Annotated in this window: 23 protein-coding genes and 1 pseudogene; 17 read left to right on the forward strand and 7 right to left on the reverse strand. The window is 38.3% G+C overall.

The window, feature by feature from the left end; genetic code table 11:
- The 5 genes and pseudogenes from FBQ94_RS13715 to FBQ94_RS13735 form a co-directional block, all read left to right on the forward strand.
- Positions 1–376 (forward strand): annotated as a pseudogene (locus FBQ94_RS13715) (molybdopterin-dependent oxidoreductase); the annotation flags it as partial.
- A gap of 170 nt (positions 377–546) precedes the next feature.
- Complete coding sequence (locus FBQ94_RS13720; RefSeq protein ID WP_007222968.1) at positions 547–990, forward strand: hypothetical protein; 444 nt, start codon at positions 547–549, stop codon at positions 988–990.
- A gap of 893 nt (positions 991–1883) precedes the next feature.
- Positions 1884–4226 carry a cation:proton antiporter gene (locus FBQ94_RS13725; protein WP_285442198.1) on the forward strand — a complete coding sequence of 781 codons (2343 nt, stop codon included), beginning with the start codon at positions 1884–1886 and terminating at the stop codon, positions 4224–4226.
- Positions 4227–4240: 14 nt separating this feature from the next.
- Positions 4241–4675, forward strand: a complete 435-nt coding sequence (locus FBQ94_RS13730; RefSeq protein ID WP_051006231.1) for a universal stress protein — start codon at positions 4241–4243, stop codon at positions 4673–4675.
- Between the two features lie 54 nt (positions 4676–4729).
- Positions 4730–5242: a hypothetical protein gene (locus FBQ94_RS13735; protein WP_007222965.1), complete on the forward strand. Its 513-nt coding sequence runs from the start codon at positions 4730–4732 to the stop codon at positions 5240–5242.
- A gap of 115 nt (positions 5243–5357) precedes the next feature.
- Here the strand turns inward: FBQ94_RS13735 and FBQ94_RS13740 are convergent, their stop codons facing one another.
- Positions 5358–5696: a P-II family nitrogen regulator gene (locus tag FBQ94_RS13740; RefSeq protein WP_007222964.1), complete on the reverse strand. Its 339-nt coding sequence runs from the start codon at positions 5694–5696 to the stop codon at positions 5358–5360.
- Between the two features lie 670 nt (positions 5697–6366).
- On the opposite strand from FBQ94_RS13740, the gene FBQ94_RS13745 reads away from it, so the two are divergent.
- Both FBQ94_RS13745 and FBQ94_RS13750 read left to right on the forward strand, forming a co-directional pair.
- Entirely contained in the window at positions 6367–7101 is a 735-nt protein-coding gene (locus FBQ94_RS13745) for a hypothetical protein (RefSeq protein WP_007222963.1), read from the forward strand.
- A gap of 713 nt (positions 7102–7814) precedes the next feature.
- Complete coding sequence (locus FBQ94_RS13750) at positions 7815–8708, forward strand: formate/nitrite transporter family protein (RefSeq protein WP_007222961.1); 894 nt, start codon at positions 7815–7817, stop codon at positions 8706–8708.
- 194 nt (positions 8709–8902) lie between these two features.
- Here FBQ94_RS13750 and FBQ94_RS13755 read toward each other — a convergent pair whose 3' ends face one another.
- Positions 8903–9961: a CHASE3 domain-containing protein gene (locus FBQ94_RS13755; RefSeq protein ID WP_007222960.1), complete on the reverse strand. Its 1059-nt coding sequence runs from the start codon at positions 9959–9961 to the stop codon at positions 8903–8905.
- A 387-nt stretch (positions 9962–10348) separates the two neighbouring features.
- On the opposite strand from FBQ94_RS13755, the gene FBQ94_RS13760 reads away from it, so the two are divergent.
- The 5 genes from FBQ94_RS13760 to FBQ94_RS13780 all read left to right on the forward strand — a co-directional run bounded on the left by FBQ94_RS13760 (position 10349) and on the right by FBQ94_RS13780 (position 17123).
- The gene (locus FBQ94_RS13760) at positions 10349–10939 is read left to right on the forward strand and encodes a TetR/AcrR family transcriptional regulator (protein WP_007222959.1); all 591 of its coding nucleotides are present in this window, start codon (positions 10349–10351) and stop codon (positions 10937–10939) included.
- A gap of 96 nt (positions 10940–11035) precedes the next feature.
- The gene (locus tag FBQ94_RS13765) at positions 11036–14731 is read left to right on the forward strand and encodes a mechanosensitive ion channel domain-containing protein (protein WP_007222958.1); all 3696 of its coding nucleotides are present in this window, start codon (positions 11036–11038) and stop codon (positions 14729–14731) included.
- Positions 14724–15833 carry a DUF481 domain-containing protein gene (locus FBQ94_RS13770; RefSeq protein WP_007222957.1) on the forward strand — a complete coding sequence of 370 codons (1110 nt, stop codon included), beginning with the start codon at positions 14724–14726 and terminating at the stop codon, positions 15831–15833. Before FBQ94_RS13765 ends, FBQ94_RS13770 begins: the two co-directional genes overlap by 8 nt.
- Before the next feature lie 15 nt (positions 15834–15848).
- The gene (locus FBQ94_RS13775) at positions 15849–16574 is read left to right on the forward strand and encodes a metallopeptidase family protein (protein ID WP_007222956.1); all 726 of its coding nucleotides are present in this window, start codon (positions 15849–15851) and stop codon (positions 16572–16574) included.
- A 63-nt stretch (positions 16575–16637) separates the two neighbouring features.
- Entirely contained in the window at positions 16638–17123 is a 486-nt protein-coding gene (locus FBQ94_RS13780; RefSeq protein WP_352246834.1) for a YajQ family cyclic di-GMP-binding protein, read from the forward strand.
- 6 nt (positions 17124–17129) lie between these two features.
- Here FBQ94_RS13780 and larC read toward each other — a convergent pair whose 3' ends face one another.
- Positions 17130–18341, reverse strand: coding sequence for a nickel pincer cofactor biosynthesis protein LarC (larC, locus tag FBQ94_RS13785; protein ID WP_007222954.1), 1212 nt, complete (start codon positions 18339–18341; stop codon positions 17130–17132).
- Between the two features lie 243 nt (positions 18342–18584).
- On the opposite strand from larC, the gene nadD reads away from it, so the two are divergent.
- From nadD to FBQ94_RS13800, 3 genes are read left to right on the forward strand one after another with little or no spacing between them, the layout of a single operon-like run.
- Positions 18585–19277: a nicotinate-nucleotide adenylyltransferase gene (gene nadD, locus FBQ94_RS13790; RefSeq protein WP_007222953.1), complete on the forward strand. Its 693-nt coding sequence runs from the start codon at positions 18585–18587 to the stop codon at positions 19275–19277.
- Between the two features lie 27 nt (positions 19278–19304).
- Positions 19305–20027 (forward strand): hypothetical protein, encoded by a 723-nt coding sequence (locus FBQ94_RS13795; RefSeq protein ID WP_007222952.1) that lies wholly within the window; start codon positions 19305–19307, stop codon positions 20025–20027.
- 42 nt (positions 20028–20069) lie between these two features.
- Positions 20070–20453, forward strand: coding sequence for a thiol-disulfide oxidoreductase DCC family protein (locus FBQ94_RS13800; protein WP_007222951.1), 384 nt, complete (start codon positions 20070–20072; stop codon positions 20451–20453).
- An 11-nt stretch (positions 20454–20464) separates the two neighbouring features.
- Here FBQ94_RS13800 and FBQ94_RS13805 read toward each other — a convergent pair whose 3' ends face one another.
- The 3 genes from FBQ94_RS13805 to FBQ94_RS13815 all read right to left on the reverse strand — a co-directional run bounded on the left by FBQ94_RS13805 (position 20465) and on the right by FBQ94_RS13815 (position 23434).
- Positions 20465–20995 carry a Slp family lipoprotein gene (locus FBQ94_RS13805; RefSeq protein WP_007222950.1) on the reverse strand — a complete coding sequence of 177 codons (531 nt, stop codon included), beginning with the start codon at positions 20993–20995 and terminating at the stop codon, positions 20465–20467.
- Positions 20996–21010: 15 nt separating this feature from the next.
- Positions 21011–21532 carry a Slp family lipoprotein gene (locus FBQ94_RS13810; RefSeq protein ID WP_007222949.1) on the reverse strand — a complete coding sequence of 174 codons (522 nt, stop codon included), beginning with the start codon at positions 21530–21532 and terminating at the stop codon, positions 21011–21013.
- Between the two features lie 402 nt (positions 21533–21934).
- Positions 21935–23434: an FAD-binding oxidoreductase gene (locus tag FBQ94_RS13815; RefSeq protein ID WP_007222948.1), complete on the reverse strand. Its 1500-nt coding sequence runs from the start codon at positions 23432–23434 to the stop codon at positions 21935–21937.
- Positions 23435–23804: 370 nt separating this feature from the next.
- On the opposite strand from FBQ94_RS13815, the gene FBQ94_RS13820 reads away from it, so the two are divergent.
- Positions 23805–25262, forward strand: coding sequence for an RtcB family protein (locus FBQ94_RS13820; protein ID WP_007222947.1), 1458 nt, complete (start codon positions 23805–23807; stop codon positions 25260–25262).
- Between the two features lie 30 nt (positions 25263–25292).
- On the opposite strand, the gene FBQ94_RS13825 is transcribed toward FBQ94_RS13820, so the two are convergent.
- Positions 25293–25475 carry a hypothetical protein gene (locus FBQ94_RS13825; RefSeq protein ID WP_007222946.1) on the reverse strand — a complete coding sequence of 61 codons (183 nt, stop codon included), beginning with the start codon at positions 25473–25475 and terminating at the stop codon, positions 25293–25295.
- A 116-nt stretch (positions 25476–25591) separates the two neighbouring features.
- On the opposite strand from FBQ94_RS13825, the gene FBQ94_RS13830 reads away from it, so the two are divergent.
- Positions 25592–26023, forward strand: coding sequence for an archease (locus tag FBQ94_RS13830; protein WP_040544519.1), 432 nt, complete (start codon positions 25592–25594; stop codon positions 26021–26023).
- Positions 26024–26146 lie beyond the last annotated feature (123 nt).

A 26146-nucleotide genomic window follows, 5' to 3' on the forward strand; every position in this document is an offset into this window, starting at 1 on the left:
AGAGCGGTCGGTGAAGGCTCATGAGACAAGACCTGATGGAAGGGCGCTATCGGCAGGCACCGGGTATCAATCAAGCTTCCGTTATGGATCACAACAGAGCATCACCAGGAATTGGTCTATGCCCATGCACCAATTGGATAACTTATTCCATAAGTCAAAAACGAGTATGAAGTTTGTTTTTGGCTATGAGGCCGATAACCATGGTATTAATACTACCCCAAAGGAGACCCTGGTAAAGATTACTAAGGCAGAGGACGGTGGTATTGGAGGTAAGGGGCTATGGGATCCGGCAAAGACAGGGTATACCGCTGGCAACGAGAATGATTTCATGAAAAAATATCTGAACGGAGAATTAATAAAGGTGGAAAAAGCTTAGACACAACAGGTTTAAGGGTGAGCTAACAGATACTATAAGAGCATAGCAGTATATGTTAGCTCACTTATGTCTGGCGCTGTGTGGTTTATAAATAAAGGAGCGTAATGACGAATTGTAAGTGTTGGGTAAGGTTAATTCAAATAGAGTAATTTACAAAAAAGGAGGCCATTATGAGAAAATATTATGTAAATGGCTGGAGATTGGGTTTTACTCTTTTCTTTGGATGTTTTTTGTTAAGTGAATTATCCTATTGTTTAGCTAAGGAAAAAAAGAAGATTGAGCATAAGGATGCGCGTGGAGTAATGATTGTATCTCTTAACGTACCTTTGCGCGCTACTCTTGGAAACAAGATTTATGTTGAAATAATTGTTGGTAATGAGAGGACGACGAAGGTAACAACAATATTGACGGTAACATGTCTTACAACAGACCAAATTATTGGACGAGAGGCTGAAACGTTAGACGGCTTGTCCTCTCATAAGATTGTCTATAGCTGGGACACCAAAGAATTAAAGGAGGATAGGTACGTAATACTGGCAGAATTAGAAGATGTGCCCGGAGAGATGCATCTCGATGATAATGTGAGGCAAGCAGACATTTTTTTAGTACCTTAAGATTTGGATAAAAAATAGTTTCATTTTTTTATCAAGGGTAAGAGCCTATCCGAAAACCTATAAAAGCCATTGAAAATAAATCTCAAAAAGGGGTTTTCGGATAAGTTCTAATTCATTTAGGAAACGACAATTACAATATGAGAAATCCATAAAGTCCATTTATTTTATTGGAGGGATTAATGGTAATTAATCCTAACTATACGGGCGCTTGTCATAATTTATAGTAACCCCCTTCTCTGAAATCGAACATACCGCATGTGTCACAGAACACACCAAATTATCCGGGGGCAGGTATTTTAGCAAATTCAAATTTTCTTGTCATATTTCTCTTTTGTCACCCCTTCGGGGTTTAAGGGCTTTTTTTGATTTTTGCTATAATTATGGCATCCCAATGGGATTAGGCAGGAAAACGAAAGGAGAGACGCAAGATTTTGCATCTCTACAACCGATAAACGCAACATCTTGAGTCTGTACCACTGCAAAATCTTGCGTCTCTCCTATTATGTACATAGTAAAGATTATCAATATACCATAGAGCTTTTGGCTCTCAAAATAATCCTCTGATAAACTCTGTTAAAAGATTAAATTCTCTGATTTCAATAACTTATGACTTTTACGTGCGGAATGTGGGATAATGTGGGATATGGCTATCATATGTTTATATATTATAAACAAACGAATATTCACATTATCTTGACAAATATGTAAACGGTATTATACTAAGTTACAGTTCCGTAAAATTATTCTGGAAAAATTCCTCAAGAAATTTCTAATTTTCTCTTATATCTATGCATACAGTAAAGTCAAAACAAGCTTTTATCATACTATTGATATCTCTGCACTATTTCTTTGGAATAAATTTACCCCAGGGAAGGACAGAAGATGTAGCAGCGATGGAGAATTCTCAACACATTCCTGCTTACAATGAAAAAGATACAAAGTCTCTTGCTGAAGCAAAAAGTTTTTTTCTTGGAAAATTCCTGAAAATTCTAAAAGAAAAGAATCTCCAAAAGAAACCTTCTGATGAAGGATATCAACCGACTATTGCAGAACAGGATGTACGTCCACCTCTGTTTCCACAACTACTTTATACCACATCTGTGGGTGAACAATTCCGGTTCCAACAAGAAAGGGGGACGCAGACTGTTGTCACAGATCCAGGATATCTCCAAACTATTCCAGAAAAAGAGAATCCTGTTACTTCTCCAATAAAAGAAGGAGATGATGGTGTTCAAAAAGAATTGTCTCTCAATAAGGATTACCAAGTAATTACTACAGAGGAAAAGACCGGTTCAAGTAATACTGAAGAAAATATTTCTCATACTACAATGGCACAAGAACGTTCTGTTACGTCAGATTCTGAGGTGCAATTACCTTCTTTAGAGGGACATGAGACACAGATACTAACTCCCGATAAAAAATCCTTCCCGGACATTGCCGAAAACAAGATTTCTTCCCCATCTGATACTGCGAACGATAAAAGCTCTCAGGAGAATTTTTCTCCCGGGAGAGATGAACAAAACATTGCCATAGAAAAGAAAATTTTCCCTCCCACATCCCCATCGGAACTTTTAACCCCTCCTTTTGGTAAAGAAATGGCCTTGGTTGAAGAGGAAAAGGGAACACAAACATCAATGATAAACAATGAACAAGAGAGGAATATTTCAGGTGAGAAGGAGGTTGTTTCTTTAGAAGAAGAAAAATCTCCTATTGATTATCAATCAAATGTTACCGGAAAAGAAATTTCTCAAGATATGAAAGAGAATAATAGTTCTTCAACTCCATCAGGGCTTCCTGCAACAACGGTTGAAGAGGAGGAGGTTCTTTCTGCGTCCAATAGTGGAAGCACTGAAAATTCAGAAGTGAAACCCCCTGAAAGTAAAAATGAGCAAAAAATCATTCCTGAAAAAGAGCAAATTGTTGAGATAACAAGAGAAAAAAAAGAGGTAACATCTGCATGGAGTATATGGCATACAAATCAAACCCTCAGTATTATTCTTGCAGTTGCTATTACCCTTATAGCTGCCAAAATTGGCGGTTGGATAGCAAACATGGTGAAGCTTCCCGAGGTAGTAGGAAATTTAATCATAGGAATGGTATTGGGTAATATTTATTTTTTTACTGAATGGAATTTTTTTGATTTTCTCAAGACAATGCCATTTTTGAAAGTGGTCTCCTATTTTGGGACTTTATTGCTTCTTTTAACTGCAGGCCTTCATACAGACCTCAAGGCGTTATTAAGAGTAGGTGCCTCCTCTTTTCTTGTAAGTATTGGTGGTATAATAGTTCCGGCTGGTTTAGGTCTTGTTGTTGGACATTTTCTTCTTCCCGGCGCTACCTTTGGTACAAATCTAATTTTGGCGATTATTATTTGTAACACCAGTACAGGCTTATTATTTGCAATTCTGAGTGAACTAAAGGCGATAAATACTTTGGAAGGGAGGGTGATAACGGGTGCAACGATCCTTACGGAAATTATTGTAATTTTAACCTTCGGTATCGTAAGCGGAATTGCAGTGAGAGGTGAAGTTTCTGTATTGGGTGTATTAGTTACCGTTGTTATTGCGTTTTCCTTTCTCGCTATTGTTTTGATATCAGTTTTAAAATATGGGGAAAGTTTTGGAAACTTCCTAACAAGTAAATTTGCCGAAGGTTTAAAAATATCGATTGTTGTAACTTTATCTCTTTTGTTTGCTTTTATTTCCGGGTCAATTGGACTTCACGGTGTAATAGGTGCTTTTGCTGCAGGTTTACTCCTGCGAAATGTAAAGTTCAAAGATTCGGATGATAAAGAGTATAGCAATATAGAACGAATTATCCGGCCATATTATATGATTCTCGTACCTATACTTTTTGTCCGGGTTGGAGCTGAGGTAGATTTGAAAAGTTTTTTGGATATACATGCAATCCTTCTCGGCCTTGCAATAGCAGGAGCTGCTATCCTGGGAAAGCTATTTTGCAGTGTTTGTCCAATTGAGAAAGGTATAAATCGTCTGGCTATAGGTATAGGCATGGCGATGAAGTTAGAAGGTACCTTGATTTTGACCGGAATAAGCAGGGATATAGGAATATTGGATGATGTTTTATTTTCCTCTATTATTATGGTAATAGTACTTACTTCCACGGTATGCCCTTCTTTTTTGAGAATATCCTTACTCAGGAAAAAAGATATTTATTGGAAAAGAGCCCATAGTATTGCGGAAAGAAAAGAGATGGAAAAGGTTACTATAGATTAAATAATACAGGTAAAATGATCTACTTTAAGAAAATTCTTTGCCCAATTGATTATTCGGATTGTTCAATGAATGCGCTCGGATACGCTGTAAAAATGGCAATAAAGGACTCTGCCAGACTTTATCTTATGTACGTTGAGTGTGTATTTGATTACGGAGGGCTTAAGTTTGGTTATGAGGGCATTCTTGACCCAGATACTGTTGTAAAAATGAAGAAAAAACTTATGGATAGTGTTCCTGAAGATGTAAGGGAATATATCAGTATAGAAACTTTAATTGCTATAGGTATTCCTGCCGATGAGATTATAAAGGTAGCCAGGAGAAAAAGGATAGATGTTATAGTGATGGGTACTCATGGGCGCGCAGGTATTTCCCATATGGTTATAGGTAGTGTAACAGAGAAGGTGATAAGGGCATCTCCTTGCCCGGTTCTCTGTATAAAGGACAACTAGCATTTCGTTTATATAGGTCTTTTCCGGACTGGAAGATTATGGAATGAAAAAAACATGAAGGATTTGTCTATCAATACGATTATCTTTATTATCATAGTGTTATTTGTTAATATCGGTTTTATAGTAAAAATGTTGAATCAGTACCACAAAACGAAAAAATCCGGGTATCTCAGGGAAGAAGCATTTCAGGAACAGCTTGAACAGAGGGTAATGAGATCCTTTGGTAACAAAGAAGAGTTAAACAAGTTGATTCATGATTTTGTACGATACAAAGATGCAGCAGAAAAGAATGCTGTCCTGTTAAAGGAGCAGGATGTGCAACTAAAACTGCTGAACAGAAAACTTGAAGACTCAATGATAAAATGTGAAGAGGAAAAAGCTAGGTTCCAAAAAGAGGTATGGGCTTTAGAAGATTTATTGTCTCAAACGAAAGACATAATAAGGGAAAAGGATTGGGAACTCCACGAACTTGCCGATAGATTGAAAATGGTAAAAGAGGCATTACTGAAAAAACAACTTGAGGAACGGTCGGAAATACCCGGTAGATGGCATATTCCTGCTCAATAAGTGCCTATAAAGACGAGAAGTCTTTTCCTACGGTGTAAGAGAGAAATGACATCTTACGAACAAATCGAAATTCCTGCCCTGTTAACACAACCAAAATAAGGTTATACTGCTCGGTTTAGATTGCAATTTCACCTGACTCCTTGGTTCGAACACGATAAACATTTTCTATATGGGAAATAAATATCTTTCCATCACCCATATTTCCGGTTTGGGATTTTTGGACAATCGTGTTTACAATATTTTCAACATCAGTATCTTTGACCGTTATTTCGATTTTAATCTTGGACAGGAGGTCAATCCGAAACATTTTTCCACGCCACGTTTCAACGATACCTTTTTGATTCCCGTGTCCTTTTACCATCGTTACCGTCATTCCCGGATAACCCAATTCTGATAATGCATCCTTGATACTATCAAACATTTCCGTTCTAACGATTGCTTCTATCTTCTTCATAAAGATTCCTCCCTATACCGAGTATTGTTTTTTGTATGGTGAACACTATTACTCCAGCTTTCCTTCGGAATTTCGTGGTTAATCTTTTTCTGAACAGCTTTTTTCCTCATAGACGTTCTTCAATATAAGTACCTAACTATAAGTTTTTGCACATACTTCTTTATCAAGGGAAGGCAGAATACAAAATTCAGGAGACAGGAGCTAGAATACCCGTTGGGCTCCGTTTCTCAACTCAACCTACCCGACTCTCGTAAAGTGTGCAAATATTTATGGACAGATACTTATCTCTCTTGTTATAGTAGTAAACTATCGTTTACATATTATACATGGTATTATACTGCGTTGTTTATGCTATGTCAAGTAAATGATAGTTTACAATAAAAGACCATGTACAGCCAAAATCAATGAAGACAGAGAAGTGATCGGTAAATTTATGATTGTATCAACAGGTGGTTCTGCGCATTTGAAACGCATTTGCAATAATTATAAATAATAAACTATTCATTGTGGTTGAAATATTTAAAATATGATGTATAATTTAGTACTAATGAATTTTAAAGACTCCTTACAAATTGAAACAAACGAAGAGGTGCAGTTTTTTATACTGACGGAATATCAGACATGTAATACCCTAAAACTATTCATGATTATTAAATAAGGGGGAAAATCGATGTTTAGTATAGCGAATTGCGTGAGTCAAAATAAAGTAACAAAACATGCGATAAAGGACTTAAAAATAGGCGCGTTATTAATATTTATCGGTGTTAATTTGCGGTTCGCAATAGGGAATATTATGCATGGTCTGATCTATTTTGACTTTCTCCAGTCAGGAAATCATGAACATAGGTACGAAGTGCACGTGCCAAATTTACCTGATATGTGTGGTGATGTGGTAATGGCTATCGTTTTTGCCTTTGCATATATTTTCATTACATCTGATTCTGTAAAAAAAGTAGTAAGGGGAATGGCTAACAATTCATCTGAGCTGAAGAATCTGGATGTACAGCCTATAAGACAATTGATAGATTGGGCAAAAGCTCTTTTTTCCCTCAGTATTATTGGTTTTGGTTTGTATTTTTTTTCAAAATATTTTTTGTCTGTAGGCATAGAGACATTTTTGGAAGATGAAGAAGAATCCCGTATTCTGTTTATCTTGAATGTTTTGAACTGTATGATCAGGCTAAGTTCTGTTTTTATTTTTGTTTATGTTTATAGCAAATATCTATTTTTGAATAAAACGATAACCCTAACACTCTATACATTCTTTTTTATACGATTTCTTTGTGCAACCAATATGTTTGGATTTATTACGGAATATGATTTGTACATTGGGGCTTCTGTCTTGGACTTTTTAACACCAATTCTTATTATTCATTCTATAATTAGTATATTTATCGGCTTATAAGTTAGTGTTCAGTTTATTAATCATAATACGGCGCAAAACCGAGTCAGGGATACACCTTGTGTTCGCCCTTATGAAAAAACACACCGGTTTTTGATTGTATAATCTACGGTAGTCCTCCCGTCATCCCCGCTGTCTTTATCGAAAATCCAGCCACCCAATGCCATTAAGATGCAATAGTGGATTCACTTCGTTTAATCTACCCTATCTCTCGATACTTGTGAGAAAACTTCCTGAATGTCAGATATCTGTCAGTAACCATAGGGTCTCTTATGCCCGGAACGTATTATATATAAACACTCGTTTACCGTATAGGTTATTATGGAAATGAAATTCAGACGGTGAAACTAGTATTGCATAATGAAAGACCTGTGTGATTCTAACAGCGTTCCGATATCCATGCGACAAATAAACTATCGTTTATATAGTGTGTTGGTTTAAAACTGTTTATATAAAAATATGAACAGTATTTTTACTGCAAAGTGCCGTTGGCATATGTTTTGTTAAGTAAACGAATAGTTACTAAATAAAGTTTGTGGAGAATGAACGCAGAATATGTGCGGATGTTGAAAAACGAGCGACCAAGAAAGGAGGGGTGTGTCAAAAAGAGTATTACAGGGGGATAAGTAGTTGTGTTGTATTGAGCTTTAGAAGAGGAGGAGATAATTCGTGTTGTTTTAAGATGCTGTATACAACATTTTAGAGGAGAACAAGTAATGTTATATACTGGAAATGTAGATGCAATTGCAGCGATGTCTCTCAAGAAATCTACGGCAATGAAGCATAGTCTGGTAGGTTTTTTGACGCTTTCTGTAGTAGCTGGTTTTTTTATTGGATTTGGTGTCCTTCTTATGGTTGTTGCGGCTGCTCCTGTTGCAGCGTTAAATCCCGGAATCGGTAAAATAGTTGGAGGAGCTGTATTTCCTATCGCTTTGATATTAGTAGTTATTGCTGGAGCTGAGTTGTTTACCGGATATAATTTACTGATACTGAAAGGTACTTTCAGAGGTACCGTATCACTTGGCGATTCAATGTTGGGCTGGTTTTGGACGTATGTAGGTAACCTGGGTGGGTCACTGATTTTTGCGCTTTTAATTTATATGTCTGGCGTATTTGCCCCTGATCCATGGCACACATTTTTGAACAAGGCTGCTACCTATAAGTGCAATGCGCCGTGGTGGGAATTGTTTTTCAGGGGTATTTTTTGTAACTGGCTTGTATGTTTAGGTATATGGAGCTGCTTTAGAGTTACCAGCGACAGCGCCAAGATAATGATGTGTTGGTGGGTTTTGTTCTGCTTTGTTACTACAGGCATGGAACACAGTGTAGCGAATATGACGTTTTTGACGATTGCGAACTTACTGCCTCACGATCCTGCGATGATCTCATGGGGTAAGATGTTTGGGTGGAACCTCGTTGCGGTTACCCTTGGGAATATCGTGGGTGGTAGTTTCTTCGTCACGTTCCTCTATTGGTTTGCCACCGCGATGGATGAAAAAGGGGCAAGGAAATTAGAGGCTTTAAAGGCTACTACCGGAACCCAAGAATCATTAAAGCCACCGAAAATGGAAGAAGAGATTAAGGATATTAGGGTGAAGATGAAGCAATAGATCAGAAATGCATTCTAAAATAAGGCAATAACAGAAAATTGGTAGTAAAAGTCCCGTGCACAAAAGGCTTCCTGGCGCCTCTTTCATCCATAGCAGTAGCGTTAGTAAAAGTCTGAGTGCAGAAAAGGCCAGCGTTGTAAAGCTGGCCTTTTTTTAAATCAGAATTAAAAAATTTATAAATACTATTATGAGAATTAGACTCGTGAGGATTGCACTAATCTTCGTGGCCAGCTTAATATAAGATACTTTCTACTAAACAGAGCAAAGAATGTACCTGTTGCCACACTAATTCCTATAGCGATTAAGGCAATAAACCATAATAATTTCTGTAATCTCAATACGGTTTGTATTTCAGCCTCTAATAATTTGATCATGTTAATTCCCATTTGATCAATGTGACCTTGTATGGTATCTATGAGGGGGGAAAGCTCTTCGTTTACGAATATCAAATCGGAACGATTATTTCCACTTTTTACCTCAAATATTTTTCTTGTCTGGTCTATAAATTGTCCATTTTCATTAAAGAGTCCTGCAATGGATGCCTGGGCATTATCGGGTAATTCTTTTGAAATCTCTTGTAAAGTATATAATCCACGGGTATATAAATTTACTGCATCCTCATAATTCCTTATATATTTTTCATCTGCCTTTGTAAGGAATTCTCTTATTGCCATGTCAGAATATGCTATCCCTTCCTTCATATTTGCTCCTGCAATAAGAGCCTCTTTTATTATATCTGTTAATGGTATTTCTTCCAGGATTGTGAATAGGGTATTTATGTGTCCATGTACTGATTGATATGAGGGTGTTATAGTGTTTTCAAAATAATAGCGTGTTGTATCGCTTTCCGGGTTATATCTTTTCTCAAATACCTTGTGAGCTGAGGCGTTAAATGTATCTAAACACTTTCCTATCTCCTTCAGGATATCCTTATTTTCTTGCAGAGTCCAATCATGTGATAACCCTTCAAGTTTCTTATAGCTTTCCAGTATCTCAGACTTTGCAATTTCTAAGTCATGAATACACTTTTCATCACCTGATACAAGGAAGCCCTTTACCTCTCCAATTGTTAACCCACAGTAACGTAAAAGCCGTTCTGCCTCTATGGTAGATGGTGTATGAACATTCAATACTGTTTGACTCATTGCAGTAAGGTTCGTTAACCAATATAAGATTAATCCGCCAGTAATTGCCGATATAATAAACGATATCGCAAAACCACCACTCATCTTTTTTCCTACGGTTAATTTCATAGAGTATTCTCCTGTTTTTTTCCTGATCCGTAATGCAAAACATAGCTACGCCTATTTCCTTTAATTACTATTATAACTCAGTATAGCCTTAACAAAAATATAAAATATTCTCCTCTTTCTCTTTACTTTTGGAATCAATATTTTTCATGAAATATCAGTACATGAGTGATCAAAGAGCCGATTTCCGTAATAATTATTACAGGTTACCTCTTACTTACAACATTCTATGCATTATTCCGGGGTATTTTTTCTTATCAAATTTTAAGTTTTAATTTAAATCCAGCCTCTTTTTTCTTATAATATGGTTTCATTTTTATATATAAGACATTAGATTATAACTCTGTATCTTGATTATACCTAACAATTCACAATACAGAAGGAGGTTTCATGCAGGTTAGAAAATCTACAGAGATTAGAAGACAACAGATTATAGATATAATTCGCAATATTATTTCTTCAAAAGGAATTGAACATGTTACCATCAGTGAAATAGCAGAGGAAATAGGGACTACGAAAGGCGCCATATACCGGCATTTTAAGAGCAAAAGAGATATATTGAGTTTGTTGATAGATGATATTGAAAAAACCCTTATGGAATCCATAAATAGTGCAATGGTAGAGAAAGATCCGGTTCAAAATCTGAAAAATATCTTACTTGCTCAGCTTATTTTAGCAAAAAACCGCCGTAAGACATCCTTCGTTGTTATTATGGGGGCTATGCAGTTTAGTGATCCGATTATTCGCAAAAAGATTTTACAACTTATCCAGAAATATTTACGGAAGATAGAGAAGCTTCTTTTGAGCAGTATCGAGTTAGGATTGATAAAAAAAGATATTAATCCGAAAACATCCGCCATGGTCTTTATGGGTCTTATACAATCTACGGTGACGATATGGTCGTATAAAAATTTTAATTTTGTACCCCAAAAGATGCATTCGGATCTATGGAATGTTTATAAACAAGGGATAGGTGTTTAATTGAAAGGTCTCAATATGTCGAAAAAAAATACATTTCCATTAGTAAGGTATTTCAGCATATGTTTCTTATTCCTAGTAGGCAACTCTCTTGGTGTATTGGCTCAAACTCCAGAGAAAAAATCAGATGAAGTAAAATCTGCTGAGATTGGTATAACGGTAAAATCAGAAGATGTTGAAAAGGCAAGATTAAAAGCAAAGGAGATAAAAGCTATTGTTGATAAATCTGTGAAAGAGAATGAGTCTTTAATCTCAGATTTACAAAGAGACAGAGATACAACGATAGTTTATCTTAAGAAATTACAGCAGGATAAAAAAACCTATCAGACAGAGGGAGAAAATCCGAAATTTTTACAACTACTCGATAAAGAAATAGATATTATTAAAGAAAAATTAAACGTAAGCGATGAACAAATAGAGACATATGAAGATCAGATTACAGCCCTTCAAAATCAGTTAAAGGCTTACACAGATCAAGTTGCATTATTAGAGACGATAGCAAAGCTTGAAGAGATAATTGCTGTAACACCTTTTGATCAAGCCCTTGTAGTGAAAAAAGAATTAGATATTGCAAAGGGTTACATTGCTACGGTTCATGCAAGTCTCAAGGAGAGGGATACGATAGTATCTTTTTTTACTCATGAACTGGAGGATGTCAAAGTCAGGGTTTCTGACAGAGAGAAAGATCTTATTAAAGATTTGGAATTACAAAAAAAAGATATAAGCGATGAGGAACTCCTTAAAAAAATACAAGAGAAAATTGACAGTATTATAGTGTGGAGGAAGGCGATAGGTGCACAATGGATTGTTATATTCAAGACGAGGCTTGGAACGGCTAAGGTTCGTTATGATCAAATAATACAGATATTAAAAAATGCAGAACTCAACATAGCCTTTTTAGCTGAAAAAGCAAACCGTCTGGAGGAAAAGTTAAGGAGCGAGGAACTAAAAAAGAAGCAAGCCGAGTTAGAAGCTGCTAAAAGAGCCGAAGAGGTAAATCAAAAAATTGCAGAAATGAGAAGAGCGGAGGCTGAAAAGGCACTGCAGGAGGCAATCAGGAAGGCTGAAGAGGTTGCACAAAAGCAAATGGTAACAACTTCTCCGGAAAAGAAAAGAGTACTGGAATTAGAAGCTGAACTTCACAAGCAAACCGGACTTGTAGCCAGAAAGAAAGACGAGCTCATAACAGAGGGTGAACAGAGATATAAAGATGCCACTGAATACAAAGAATTGGAAGCGGATATTGAATTTTTCTTAGAACGAAGGATGACAGCGAGTGTAATAGATGAATTCTTAAGAAAAACAGAGTCAGACATACAGCGGTTTTCAAATGCGATAACGGTGATTGAAAGCCTTATTACATCGGTAAAACGAGAGGAAAAACTGTTTTTAGATAATCTGAAGAACGCACAAGAAGAAATATCAAAAATTGAAAAAGAGATTGCTGTTTTTGAGAACAAGGAATTAGCACGCCAAATTAAGGAGTATGCGCATCAAAAAATAGAAATTCATGAGGAACTAACAAAACTTCTATCTGCAATATTAGATAGACTCCATGAACGATTGGAGATTAAGAATAATGCGCTTGCCCTGTCGAATAGAACGAGAGAAAAATTAATTACCATGAGGGCAGCAAATATTTGGGCAAGGATTGAAAGTAACATTTCCACAGAAACATTTAAAACAATATATAAGGATTTGATACAGAGCCGCCTCTTGTTCGATACGTTCTACAATACAGCTCAAAATGCTGTTAAAAATTTCATTCTATACCTCGATACGGAAAAGAAAACTGTCAGTTTTTGGATACGGTTGTGTGGACTATTGGTAATACTTGCAGGGCTTTATTTTTCAAAAAGATTTCTGTGTATGTGGTGCACCTCTAAAATCGAAGAATCTTATGAGGCCACTCATGCAGAGAATGGAAGTGATGTTTTGGCAGCCGGAGATGAGATTACCTCTAAAATCGAAGAATCCTATAAGGTTACTGATATATCCTACTATAAATCAAGGCTTCTTCCCAGCCTCCTCCTTATCATGAAAAAGAGTATAGGCGCCTTTTGGATTGCTATCCTTTCTTTTTCCCTGACTTCTCTTTTTCATATCAGGGTCCCCTGGGTAACAGCAACCGTATATATCTTAACCTATTTTGCAGTATATAAGATACTGAAGAGTTTTCTCATTGAGTCTTTCGGTCCTGAAAAGGGGGATAAAAAACTGGTTACCTCCCTGGCGTATGTTTCCCCCACACACCTGTACCGTTCATTAAATATTATGCTTTTATTCTCTTTGATCTCTCTATCTGCAATTACGGTATTAACAGTTTTTGAATACAGAAACGATGTAATTAAATTACTCTGGTTTGTTTACCGGTTAGGCATGTTGATTCTCCTGTTGTGGCTTGCTACGCAGAGAACCTTTATCCTTAAACTATTACCGAGCGGAGAAGGTAAATTAGGGAAATTCATTCATCGTGTTATCGTGATAATATACCCAATCTTTATTACGTTTGTTATTTCGTTGTTTGCAATAAGGAGTCTTGGGTATTCGGTACTAACCTATGCACTCTTAAAAACATGTATAAAAAGTTTTATTGTTGCATTTATTGTATTTTTGGTGTGGAAATACCTACAGCACCGTTTGGATTACATAAGAGATGCGCGTCTCAGAAAGAAAATGATTCAAAAGGGCACTTCTGAGGAGAAGAAATTTCATGCCATTACATCGGTATATTCCGTTTCGTGCAAGTATGCTATTTCTCTTATTGCCGCAATCATTATTATTCGGGTATGGGTGAGGACCTTTTATGATGCATTAGGCTCTCCTGCAGCTCCCTATCTGGTCCAAAAAATATTCGGCCAAATAGGTGCAGTGCTGGGAACTCTCAGGAGCGGATTAAGCTATCGTTTTGTTTTTGAAGATGGTAAATATACTACGCCGATAAAGATTATTGTTGCATTCGCCATATTCCTCGTGTTCTTTTTCATTGCACGGTATATAAAAAAATTACTGGAGGAACGGGTATTTTATAAACTCCGTTTAGAACGTGGGGCGAGGCAAACATTCTCTTCTCTCATACGATATGTTATTGTAGGCATTGCTGCGCTTATTGGTCTCAACCTGGCCGGCATTCCATTAAAAAGTTTGACAATTTTTGCAGGTGCATTTGGTATTGGTATTGGCTTTGGAATGCAGAATATCATCAGCAATTTTGTCAGTGGAATTATCCTGCTCTTTGAGCGGCCTATGCGTGTGGGAGATGTCGTTATTCTGGATGACGGAACAGGAGGAACTATTGAGAGTATCAATGCAAGGAGCACTACACTGACAACCCCTGATGGAGTCACGATAACTGTACCGAATGCAAAGTTTATCGAAAATAGAATAACGAATTGGACTCTTCCAACACCCCTGATGAGAGGGTGTGTGAAGGTCGGAGTTGCATATGGTTCTGATACCGGTCTTGTAAAGCAGTGTTTATTGGAAATTGCTAAGCAGAATCCAAATGTAAAGGTATATCCTGAACCAGTCGTAAGGTTTGCTGAGTTCGGTGAGAATGCGCTCAGATTCGAATTGTATTTTTGGGCAGATGATCCAGGGAAACGTTGGTTTACCATGAGTGAACTTAATTTTGCTATTGATAAGGTGTTTAAACAGAATAACATTGAGATTGCCTTCCCACAGCATGATATTCATATCCGTTCAATAGTACCTTTTCCTGTTCCTGACAAAGATAAAAAGGAAATCGTGACAGCAGATATTGAGAATATTGTTTACAAAAGGAATAATGCCTAAATTAAGATTTTTAATTCTTTTCCTGATGTATTTCTGTCTTATAAATAAGGCATTTACCGACGAGATAAAGACTATTGATGGTGATATAATAAAAGGAGAAGTAGTTGATGCTGATGAGGAGTGTCTCTCGGTCAGAGACGAAGGTGGAGGAGCTATTAGTTTCATCCAGTGGCGCATTATCAGCCTTATTTCAAGAGATAAAGAGATTATTATCGTAAGCCACGATGAAACCAAAAGGAAATTTACCATCCTTAAGACTGAGGGGGGGCTTTCCGTTAAAGATATAGGCCTCACGACGGCAGATACTGTATCATCAATTTACCCGAAGGAGATGATAGCCAGTCGGTCGTTTTTTACGGATGGAGCAGAACCATCTGTGCAAGCGAGTATTCACGATACTCCCGATGTTTATGCAGCACCTCAGCAGCAGGATACCCTTCAGCAAGGCGGTAAACCGTGGAAGGGGAATATTGATGCCGGTCTTACCCTTCAAAGGGGAAATAGGGACGCATTGACTACGAGCGTAAAGACAAATTTTTCTCTGGAAAGAATGAAAGATAATTTTTATTTCAGCAGCCTTCTTCTTTTTGAGACAACTGCCGGGACGAAGAGCGCTGACGAACAACACGGCGCTTTTAAATATGAGCGTAAACACAAAGAAAGATTGTATTCTTTTCATCAGGAGAGTATAGAGCATGATGAGATCGAGAAGTTGAGTCTCAGGTCTATTACATCATCAGGTATGGGCTATCGGTTTATTGAAAGGGAAAATTTGAAGTATAAATCTGAAATAGGTCCATCATATACCTACGAGAGATTTCAAGACAGTATGGTACGAACAAGTCCTGGTTTGAGAATTGGAAATTATTTAGATTGGCAAATTTTTGATTCAACTTTCATGTATGCGAAAGTAGATTTTATACCTGCAGTAGATAATCTTATACAATGGCGATTAGAATCTGATGTAGGATTAAGGCAAAAATTGAATAACCATATATCCTGGAACATTAGCTGGATCAACCAATATGATAGTGATCCCAGTGCAGAAGGGGTAAAAAATAACGATGCTACCATATTAAGTACCATTGGGTATAATTTCTAAGAGAACCTTTATTTTATGACAAAAGATCTATTACGATGCTTTCATTGTGGTCAGATATATCGTATTGAAGAGTGTAATCAGAAAAAGAGTATGATATGTGTTGGCTGTGGTTTAAGGGTAGTTCCTATCCTAGCTGTGAAAAGGCACGAGAAGGATACAAAAGGGTTTTGTGTCTTGCTGGGGTATTTTGCAATTGTTGCTCTTTTGGGATCGTTAGGTGGCGCTATGCTCATGCAGGGATGGAACTTCTGGGTAACGTTTGCTGTATTAGGGGGAATTATTTATCTTGTAGGTAAGATCTTTATGGGTACCTATAAAATTACCGGAATTGTTGAGTATGGATCGGATGAAATAATTCCGGAAGCTCAAAGCACAGGGCATACAATAGTTTTCGACCGGCTTGTGATTGATGCAATCAAAGAATTGCCACAAAATATCCAGGACCGTTTATCGAATGTGTCTATTGTTGTAGAGGATAGGCCTACCAGTAATGTATTAGAAAAACTGAAAATAACACCTAGCGGAATTTTGTTAGGGTTATTTGAAGGTATACCGCTTAACAAGAAAAGTGTATGGCATTCTGGCACAATGCCGGAGAGGATTACGATATTTCAGAAGAATATCGAGTCTCTTTGCCACTCGGAAGAGGAGATTAAGAAAAGGATAAAGAATGTGGTACGCCATGAATTAGCTCATTTTATCGGATTTACGGAAGAAGAAGTCAGGAATTTAGGTTATTGAATGTTCAGGAATTTCAAAATAGCCACAAAATTACGAAGATAAGGAGATACTGGTATGGCAGAAATGCATTCGTTTGATATTGTATGTAAGGTAGAAATGCACGAGGTAAATAATGCGGTTGATCAGGCCAAAAAGCAGCTTGCAGTAAGATATGACTTTAAAGGAAGTAAATCTTCTGTTGCATTAAACAATGATAATTCTATAACATTAATTGCCGATGACGACTACAAGATGAGGAGTTTAACAGAGATTTTACAAGACAAGCTTGAAAAGAGGGGCATTCCCTTAAAATCGCTTAACGTTGGCGAGCCAGAAAATGCATTAGGCGGTACTATTCGGCAGGTTATTACGTTTCAGTCAGGCATTCCTATGGAAAAGGCCAAAGAACTGGTAAAATTTATTAAGGGATTGAAACTGAAAATTCAGGCCCAAATTCAGGAAGATAAGGTCCGTATAACAGGGCAAAAGATAGACGATCTCCAGTCAGTTATGAAGGCAATTAAAGACCAAAATTACGATTTTGCTATGCAGTTTGTAAATTATAAATAGCAATAGTTATTTCAAAAACTCATGATTTTCCAGATCTTTTGAAATGATACGATAGACATGCTTTAGGGGGATGCCTTTTTCCTCAGCAATCCTTTTACAATCCTCATATTCAGGAGAAAAACTTTTAATATCCTCATGAAATTTCCCAATTTTAACCTTTATTTTACCAAGCCGGGTGTCAAATTCTTTGAACTCACGGGTAAGTATTGTACGAATTACTTTATATTTCCTTATGCCAAAGGTGGCTGTCTGGTCAAACAAAACCGATTCAACAGAAGATAGATTTCGTTCCGGTACAAGAGCGCTAATAATTATTCCGGGACGCTCCTTTTTCATCTGAATCGGTGTAAAATACACGTCCACCGCGCCTGCTTCAAATAATTTATCCATGACATAACCTATTATTTCTCCGGACATATTATCAATGTTGGTCTCAACAACCCACATTTCATCGGTTTCCTTACCCGGAGTTATTTCTCCTATGATGACACGTAATAAATTCGGTATCGTAGAATCATGGTAACTACCTGCCCCATAACCGACCTGAAGGATCCTCATTTCTGGAATAGTGTGTATGCCTTCTCCCAACGTCGTTACTATTGCAGCGCCAGTAGGGGTTGTTAATTCTTTTGCTATATCGACAGATTTTAATAGGTGTCCCTTAAGGAGTTCTGCCACTGCAGGTGGAGGAACAGGGAATGTGCCATGTTCACACATCGTATATCCATGACCGGTGGGAATAGGTGAGAAATATATCTTTTCTATTCCTGTGTGTTTTAGAGCAATTACTGACCCTACAATATCAACGATTGAGTCTATTGCCCCTACCTCGTGAAAATGGACTTCCTCTATTGAGGTATTATGGACTTTTGCCTCAACCGTTGCCAATCTATGGAAAATCCTGATACTATCTTTCTTGATATCGTGGTGGAGGTTGCTTTTTTCTATAATTGTCTGTATATCAGAAAAATTATACTGTGAATGGTGATGGTTGTGGTGTTTATGTCTATGTTCATCTTTTTGAGATATTATTACATGAACTTTTGTACCGCAGATACCTGCTCGCTTTACCTTTTCTGCAGATAGCTCATAACCATGAATGGGAAGTTGCCCCAGGCGCTCTTTTAAAACAGCGAGGTCTAATCCTGCATCTACAAAAGCCCCTAATGTCATATCACCGCTTATACCGGAAAAACAGTCAAAATATGCAATTTTCAAGAGATTTCCTCAAAAATGCCAAACCTTTCTGATTCATTACAATTGCCAGATGCTAACACACCTTTTTTTACGAGTCAATGAAAAACAAGTCCCGTTTTTATTAACTTATTTACATCCCTTTATATCATGGTATATAATATGACTGCTGGTAAAATTCAGATTTTTGGTTTTAGAATAGAAATTCTTCTCTCATATTGTATCTTTATGCTTAAGCTCCCAGGGGCTGAATGATTATTACATACGATGGATATCGGTATATTTGGTGGATCGTTTAACCCAATCCATATAGGTCATTTAATTGTTGCAGAAGAAGTATTTCAGCAGCAAAGATTATCGAAAGTGGTATTTATCCCTACCGGTATATCTCCGCATAAAGAATCAATCGATTTAATACATTCTTCTCATAGATATCACATGGTAAAACAGGCTATAAGCGATAACGATCATTTTGAGATTTCTGATTTGGAAATTAAACGGTCAGGAAAATCCTATACGATAGATACCGTAAAAACTCTTAAAGGGATATATGGGGAGAAACAGAACTTATATCTGATTATTGGATCAGATATGCTGCATGAGATAAATACCTGGAAAGACATTGATATACTTTCCAGCTTGTGCCGTTTTGTCGTGGTTAATCGTTTCCCGGTACCAATAAACGAAGATTCCCATAAATCCCATGTACCCCTTACCAAAGAGAAATCTTACAACTTTTCCCTTATGAGGGATGAGGCGGAGTTCAAAAATAAAGAGAAAAAAGAAATCGAAAGACTAAAAGTCATGATCCCATCCATTGGGATATCCTCTACCGAAATCAGGGAACGATTACGGGACGGGCGTAGTATACGATATTTGGTTCCCCGATGCGTGGAAGAGTATATTAAAGCACATAATTTATATAGAAAAAATCCCGCCGGGTTTATTGAATATAAATAAAGATAGTTGCGTAGAAGGGTAATAAACGTGAAAAATACCAAGCATGCTCTCAGAGATTTCACAAGAGAGATTCTTCATCGTTTTATTCTTCAGCATGAGGGTAATCATCATACTGAAGAGAACAAAGAATCTTGTGGAGTACTACTGTATCGTAACAGGAAATTTTTCCGGTGGAATTCTTTTGTCTCTCAATCGTTGTTATATTTGCAAAAAAGGATACCCTGCCTGTACTTATGGTGTACGTTACTTGTAGTATTCACTCTCTTTTCCATGGAGAATGTCAGTCTTGCCCAGGGGAATATCGTGGATTATTTTTTAAAGAACCCGAGCGCCTGGGAAGACACAAAGAGGATTATCCATAAGGAACCGACAAAAATTGTCGTTGCAGACGGATTAAAGGGATTGGGATTTAACCTTGCAGAGTTAACGGAAGGGGATGAAGTAGCCCTGGTTTTTATAGAATCCCAAAAGGCCGAAAGATTAAAATATAAAGGTTTCTGTAATGGAGAAGATAAACTATTACCGGGTAAGAATAGGGTTGTATCCGTTATTACCAGAAATTCCGGAGATCGTACAAGATTTCACTATAAATTCGTACTTCAAAGGAATGTCAATAGCGAACCTGTTACGATTTATTATAATGGGAATGCTATCCTGGAAAGTATATACGATGGTAGTTTGCCAGTTAGAGATATCTCTAATTTATCAGGCATTGAGCTTTGTGAGATAGAGGTTCATTCAAATTGGTAGAAAATAATTATAGCCACAGATTGTACGGATAAAAGGATATACGTGAAAAATAAAGGGCGTGTCGTTCTCATGTATGATAATACCTGTTGTTTATGTCGCGCCAGTATGAAATGGATTCAGCTACATGCAATCCGAAGAGATGCCTTTGAATGTATTCCATGCCAATCAGAGGAACGAAGAATCCGATTCCCTGAGATGACTGATGAGACATGTCGAAAATCCCTTCAGCTCGTACTTTCAGATAACCGGATTTTAGCTGGCGATATGGCATTACCAGAGATAGTTGTCCGATTAAAGGGTCTCAGATGGTCGTATGTATTGTTTAAGATACCCATAATAAAAGCACTCTTGTATGCTATCTATCACTGGATTGCCAATAATAGGTACATTATCTCACGAACGATAAAACCTTTTATTGAGGAGTAAGATATAAAAATTTAGTAATACCAGAAACCTCTTCGCCACCAGAAATGATCATGATAGTAGTAATCAGGTGAATAATATCGCTTTTCAACTGGCCAAAGGTGCATCTCCTTAGCCTGGATAACTGGATAGGTATATTGCACTTCGCCCACAGGTAATGTTTGTTTTCCCTGTACTTCTCCTGCGATAGTGATGGCTCGTCCTTTAGCATAGATAACCGGATCCAGATAGTGGTCGAAAGCCGCCAGAAATCTTCCTTCACTTGTATCCACATCTTTAGGCCTTCCCCGGGAACCCGCAGGATGTTGTAATATCTTTATAAAAGTGCCTTCTTTGGTATTTTCGGTCTCGATAATATTCCCACTTACGATAATCATTTCACCCTGGTAACGTTCAGGATCCTTAAATACCTCTTCAACTGTGATATTTGGATTAACTTGTTCTCTTACTTGTTTTGATATAACCGGTGCGCAACCGGTTATCAATAACAATGTCATCAATGATATACATTGATATGAGCTGGAATATGTAATGCCTTTTATCATATGCATTCCTCCTTATTAATGGAAATACCCAAGACCAAAGCCGATGTGGAATGAAGGGGAAGGAGAATAGTACTGCTTTTCAACTGGCCAAAGGTATATCTCTTTAACGTTAACAACCGGATAGGTATACTGTATTTCTCCCAAAGGTAGTATCCTCGTTCCCTGAACTTCTCCGCCAATGGTAACAGCGCGATCCTTGGAATAGAGAACCGGATCGAGATAGTGATCAACGATGGCTAAAAATCTTCCGCCGGATACATCTACATCTTTCGGTTTTCCGCGAGAACCGGCAGGGCGCTGTAATATCTTTAACAAAGTTTCCTCTTTCGTGTTTTCAGCCTCAATGATAATCCCGCTTATCACAATCATTTCACCTTTATAATGTTCAGGATCGCTTAATACAGCTTCAGGAGTGATATCTGGTTTTACCTGTTCTCTGATTTGTTTTGATATAACAGGGGCACAGCCAAGCATTGATAGCAATAATACAATCGGCATGAATCTGGGGAAAATAAAGCGCCTGTTGCCTTTTACCATGGATTAATTTACCCTCCCTTCAAAGAGATGTCGTATGAATTAAAATATCATGTGGCTTCATCAAAGCCTGCATGACACGGTGGAATTTTAATAGAAGCAATAAAGTTCTATGCACAGGAATTTTAATAGAGATTGTTTCTGCTTTAGCTTAGCTTGAGAATCAAAATTAAGCAACAAAAAATATACCGTGAAGGGAAACTAAACAGAATACAAATAAAATATTTAACCTCACTAAGGCAATTTAAGCCTGCAGGTTTGAGAAAACTCTTTCTGTATCCAATCAGTGATAAGAGAGGAATTTTTGTATGAGGGTGTGACATGTCACAGAAATGTGTTGCTACAAAAGTGTGACAGTTCACACCCTTCCTGGAGTTATAATATCCAAAGTCTGAGACAATCTTCTCAGGTATCCACAAACTCTTCCGGAATAATATTTCCTCTTCCTAAAATTCCATAAGGATCGAGCTTTTTCTTAATGCAGGCCATCTCCTTAATACCTGAGCGTCCAACCATATTGAGCAGATAATTCCTTTTGATCTTGCCCACTCCATGCTCTGCAGAGATAGAACCTCCCCAACGAATAATTATATCGGCAATTTGGCCGTAGAGTTGCCATCCTCTTTGTGCCTCGCTATCGTTCTGTGGAAGAATGTTTACGTGAAGGTGATTGTCCGCAATGTGTCCGAAGGTACAGTATCGAAGGCCTGAATCCTTCAGGATTTGCCGGTACAGTCTCAAGAGATCAAAAAAGTGTTCTTTTGGAACGGTAAAATCAGTGCCAATCTTCATTTGGTGGTGTTGCCGTAAGAGTTTGTTAACGAGAGCGGGGATAGCGTGGCGAAACACGCGAAATTCAGTATGTTCTTGAGAACTTTCGCTGAACCAACTCTGGTCTAACAGGACCTGATGGTTTTGGAATAACCGAAACCATTGTTCTGTAAGCTTTTTTTTTGAATGAGGGAGAATTTCCTGTTCAAAGAAAACAGCCGATTGGGCTTGTGGCGGGATTTGAGGATAGGCAGTACGCAGGATGTGAAGAGCATGGGAATCAAAATATTCCAGAACACTGGCATCGAATTGATCTTTTGTCTGAGAAACACGGTTCTTTAACGACTCATCTCTGGCCTGATCTACCAGATGCCAGGCATCTTCCTCCTGATTGAGAAAAACGATTCCACTAAAGAATCCGTAAGGTTTGAGAATAAGCTCAACCTCAACTTCAGTGAATACGCCTAAAGTTCCCTCTGACCCGATAAAGAGATCCAGGGCGCTCATCCCTGGTGTGATGTAATAACCGGCCGAATGTTTTATGCGTGGTGAACGATAGTGGGGTAACTTTAGTTCAAAGGTATTTCTGGAACCATTCAGAAAAATATGATCTTCTGAATCGGCAAGGAATTCTCCACGGTGCAAGTCCAGGATGTCACCTGTCGCAAGAACGATTCTTAATCTTCTCACCCACTTGCGGGTAGCTCCATATTTGAAGGTTCTGGCCCCGGAGGCATTGGTCGCTACACTGGCGCCAATAAATGCGTTCTGCTCCGTGGGATCTGGCGGGTAAAGAAGCCCATTCGCTGAAGCTGCTTCCTGAAGCCCTTTCAAGGTGAGGGCAGGTCCTGTTATGATATAACCCGATTTACTATCTGTTTGATAAACTCCTCTTAATCCACCTAATTTTTCAGTTGAAAGAACAATCCCTCCGAACGGTATTCTCGCCCCCACAAGGCCTGTCCCGTTTCCTGAGATCGTTACTGGCGTCCTGGTACATGATGCCTCTTCCAGTATCTGAACAACCTCTGTTTCATTTTCGGGGAAGACGACCTCCTGCGCATAACCACCGTTAAGGTTTGAAGCATCTTTAAGGTAAGGGTGTATTATACCTGGATCAGTGCTGCGGAGCATGCCGGTCTCTCTATCTTTTCTCTTACATCTATGGTATGTGTTGACTTATCTACCTGTACAATAAAAATCATAGCACTACCTCATTGCTGCTTACTATACTCGATAAGATCATATATTGCAATCTTGTAAGGGCAATTGTTTATAATCATGTATTTATTGTATATTCTGGAATTTCGAAATAGCTATGGAGAGACGCAAAATCTTGTGCCTCTACAGGTTTATATTTATCCGGCATTGAAAGGGTATCGAGGGCTTAATTAATGGATAGACTTGCAAGTTGGTATAAAAGATGCTAATAATGATATGTAGCAAAATTTTATTTTTCTGTTCTTGAAGGTTACCATAGGTAAGAAAAGGAATACAAGAACTTATGCCTCTGCCCAATATCATTGAACGAATATCCGATACTGTTTGGGAATTACCTGTCTCTTATAAACCCGGCATGCGCGTACCAGCAAGGATCTATGGAACGGAAAAGTTGATTCAGGCAATGGATGAAGCCGTCTATGACCAGATTACCAATGTGGCTACATTACCAGGCATTACCAAGTATGCGCTTTGCATGCCTGATGGTCATTCTGGCTACGGTTTCCCTATTGGGGGTGTAGCTGCTATGGACACGGAAGAAGGGATAATTTCTCCGGGTGGTATTGGCTTTGATATCAATTGCGGTATGCGCCTGGTGATGACGAATCTTACCTATAACGAAGTGAAACCTCATCTTAAGGAACTGGTTGATAAACTGTATAAGAAAATCCCGGCAGGTGTAGGGAGTACAGGCTTTCTGAAGGTATCAAGAGACGAATTTCGGCAGATTGTTGAACAGGGGGCACACTGGTGTGTCAAACATGGCTATGGATGGGAAGAAGACCTGGAGATGACCGAAGAGTCTGGTTGTATTGAAGGGGCTGATTCAAAGAAAATTAGCGAAAAAGCTATCGATCGGGGATACAATCAAATTGGTACATTAGGTTCTGGCAATCATTATCTGGAAATACAGGTAGCACGCCGTGAATATATAATGGATGAGAAGTTAGCCAGGGTATTCGGGATTACCGTTCCTGATCAGATCGCTGTCATGTTTCATACTGGCAGCCGTGGATTTGGCCATCAGGTGGCAACTGACTATCTGCAGGTTTTTCTGAAGGTGATGCAAAGTAAATATGGAATCAGCGTTCTGGATCGCGAGTTAGCTTCTGCCCCTTTCAATTCACCCGAAGGGAAAGATTACTATGCTGCCATGAAATGCGGAATCAATATGTCATTTGCAAATCGCCAGCTTATTTTACATCGAATACGCGAAGTTTTCTCAGATGTATTTGGTCGTTCTCCTCAGGACATGGGGATGTATATGGTATACGATGTTGCACACAATACAGCTAAGGTTGAGAATCACAGTATTAATGGTCAGACAAAAAAACTGCTGGTACATCGAAAGGGGGCTACCCGCGCATTTGGACCGGGAATGGAGGGAGTGCCGAAACGCTATAAGGAAATAGGTCAACCGGTTATTATTGGAGGCAGTATGGAAACCGGCTCTTATTTATTAGTGGGTACTTCCGGAGGTAGCCAAACCTTCTTTAGCACGGCGCACGGAAGTGGCAGAACTATGAGCCGAAGTAAAGCAAAGAAGACATGGAGAGGGGAGACATTACAGCATGAAATGGAGGCGCGGGGTATCTATGTCCGGAGTGCATCATGGTCGGGACTGGCTGAAGAAGCCGGAGGCGCCTATAAGGATATCAACGATGTCATCGAGGCAGCCGAACTATCAGGAATCAGCAAACGTGTGGCACTCTTTATACCCATTGGTAATGTAAAGGGATAACGCACACGGAATAGTCAATACAGGGAAAGATCATAATCTTGCAGGGGCAAACCTTGTGCTTGCTCTGGAAAGGTAATAATCCCAAATGAGTTTTCCTGCGGTATTATAGTACTCAAGATATGAAGCCGAACGTATTTTTGATAGGGTGGCACGGACAAACTCGTTTGTCCGTGATGGCGCAATCAAATCATGGCTCATTGTATTTGGTTTCATTATGTTCCGTCCGGTTTCATCTATTTGATACTATATGTCCTCATGATGCAAAAATTATATCGATATTGTGTTATTGATTTTTTTTATTGCAGGTGCGGTTGTACCGCAGTATGATAATGCCATACGAATATCTGGAAGATATTGCCATTGCTGATACAGCTTTTAAAGCCTGGGGTAAGGATTTAGAGGAGACGTTTATATCAGCAGCCAATGCTACGATGCATGTGATGGTAGAAGATCTTGATTCAATTCAGCTTCAGGAAAAGCGTGAAATACAGCTCGAAAACGAAGAGCTGGACATGCTCCTTTTCAATTTTCTGCAGGAGTTCATTTACTACAAAGATGCTGAACAGTTGATAGTGCGCACTCAACAGATACAAATTAAAGGGAAAGATCATACCTATGTGCTGGAAGCGACCGCTATGGGTGAAAAACTCAATCCGAAACGCCACCATCTTAAGGTCGATGTCAAAGCCGTAACCCTCCATCATTTCCGGCTGGAAAGAACCGACAGTGGATGGGAAACACTGGTAATATTAGACGTATAGATACACATAAGTTGCGCATAAACTAGACAAAAATTGTGCTAACCAGCCATAGATAAGGGAAAGATGGCAGTCATGGCTGAGAGAGCCTGAAAAATCTTGTTCTTAACGATTCTATTGCCGTGA

Origin of the sequence: Candidatus Jettenia sp. AMX1, assembly GCF_030263775.1 — a bacterium.
In the GTDB taxonomy this organism is placed as follows: Bacteria; Planctomycetota; Brocadiia; order Brocadiales; family Brocadiaceae; genus Jettenia; species Jettenia caeni.

Coding starts and splice junctions, on each gene's coding strand:
- FBQ94_RS13775 (WP_007222956.1), top strand. CDS start 15,849: ATGACAAAAGATCTATTACGATGCTTTCATTGTGGTCAGATATATCGT.
- FBQ94_RS13725 (WP_285442198.1), top strand. CDS start 1,884: ATGGAGAATTCTCAACACATTCCTGCTTACAATGAAAAAGATACAAAG.
- FBQ94_RS13755 (WP_007222960.1), bottom strand. CDS start 9,961: ATGAAATTAACCGTAGGAAAAAAGATGAGTGGTGGTTTTGCGATATCG.
- FBQ94_RS13815 (WP_007222948.1), bottom strand. CDS start 23,434: ATGCTCCGCAGCACTGATCCAGGTATAATACACCCTTACCTTAAAGAT.
- FBQ94_RS13820 (WP_007222947.1), top strand. CDS start 23,805: ATGCCTCTGCCCAATATCATTGAACGAATATCCGATACTGTTTGGGAA.
- FBQ94_RS13730 (WP_051006231.1), top strand. CDS start 4,241: ATGATCTACTTTAAGAAAATTCTTTGCCCAATTGATTATTCGGATTGT.
- FBQ94_RS13760 (WP_007222959.1), top strand. CDS start 10,349: ATGCAGGTTAGAAAATCTACAGAGATTAGAAGACAACAGATTATAGAT.
- FBQ94_RS13770 (WP_007222957.1), top strand. CDS start 14,724: ATGCCTAAATTAAGATTTTTAATTCTTTTCCTGATGTATTTCTGTCTT.
- FBQ94_RS13780 (WP_352246834.1), top strand. CDS start 16,638: ATGCATTCGTTTGATATTGTATGTAAGGTAGAAATGCACGAGGTAAAT.
- FBQ94_RS13740 (WP_007222964.1), bottom strand. CDS start 5,696: ATGAAGAAGATAGAAGCAATCGTTAGAACGGAAATGTTTGATAGTATC.
- nadD (WP_007222953.1), top strand. CDS start 18,585: ATGGATATCGGTATATTTGGTGGATCGTTTAACCCAATCCATATAGGT.
- FBQ94_RS13805 (WP_007222950.1), bottom strand. CDS start 20,995: ATGATAAAAGGCATTACATATTCCAGCTCATATCAATGTATATCATTG.
- FBQ94_RS13735 (WP_007222965.1), top strand. CDS start 4,730: ATGAAGGATTTGTCTATCAATACGATTATCTTTATTATCATAGTGTTA.
- FBQ94_RS13720 (WP_007222968.1), top strand. CDS start 547: ATGAGAAAATATTATGTAAATGGCTGGAGATTGGGTTTTACTCTTTTC.
- FBQ94_RS13830 (WP_040544519.1), top strand. CDS start 25,592: ATGCCATACGAATATCTGGAAGATATTGCCATTGCTGATACAGCTTTT.
- FBQ94_RS13810 (WP_007222949.1), bottom strand. CDS start 21,532: ATGGTAAAAGGCAACAGGCGCTTTATTTTCCCCAGATTCATGCCGATT.
- FBQ94_RS13750 (WP_007222961.1), top strand. CDS start 7,815: ATGTTATATACTGGAAATGTAGATGCAATTGCAGCGATGTCTCTCAAG.
- FBQ94_RS13745 (WP_007222963.1), top strand. CDS start 6,367: ATGTTTAGTATAGCGAATTGCGTGAGTCAAAATAAAGTAACAAAACAT.
- FBQ94_RS13825 (WP_007222946.1), bottom strand. CDS start 25,475: ATGAAACCAAATACAATGAGCCATGATTTGATTGCGCCATCACGGACA.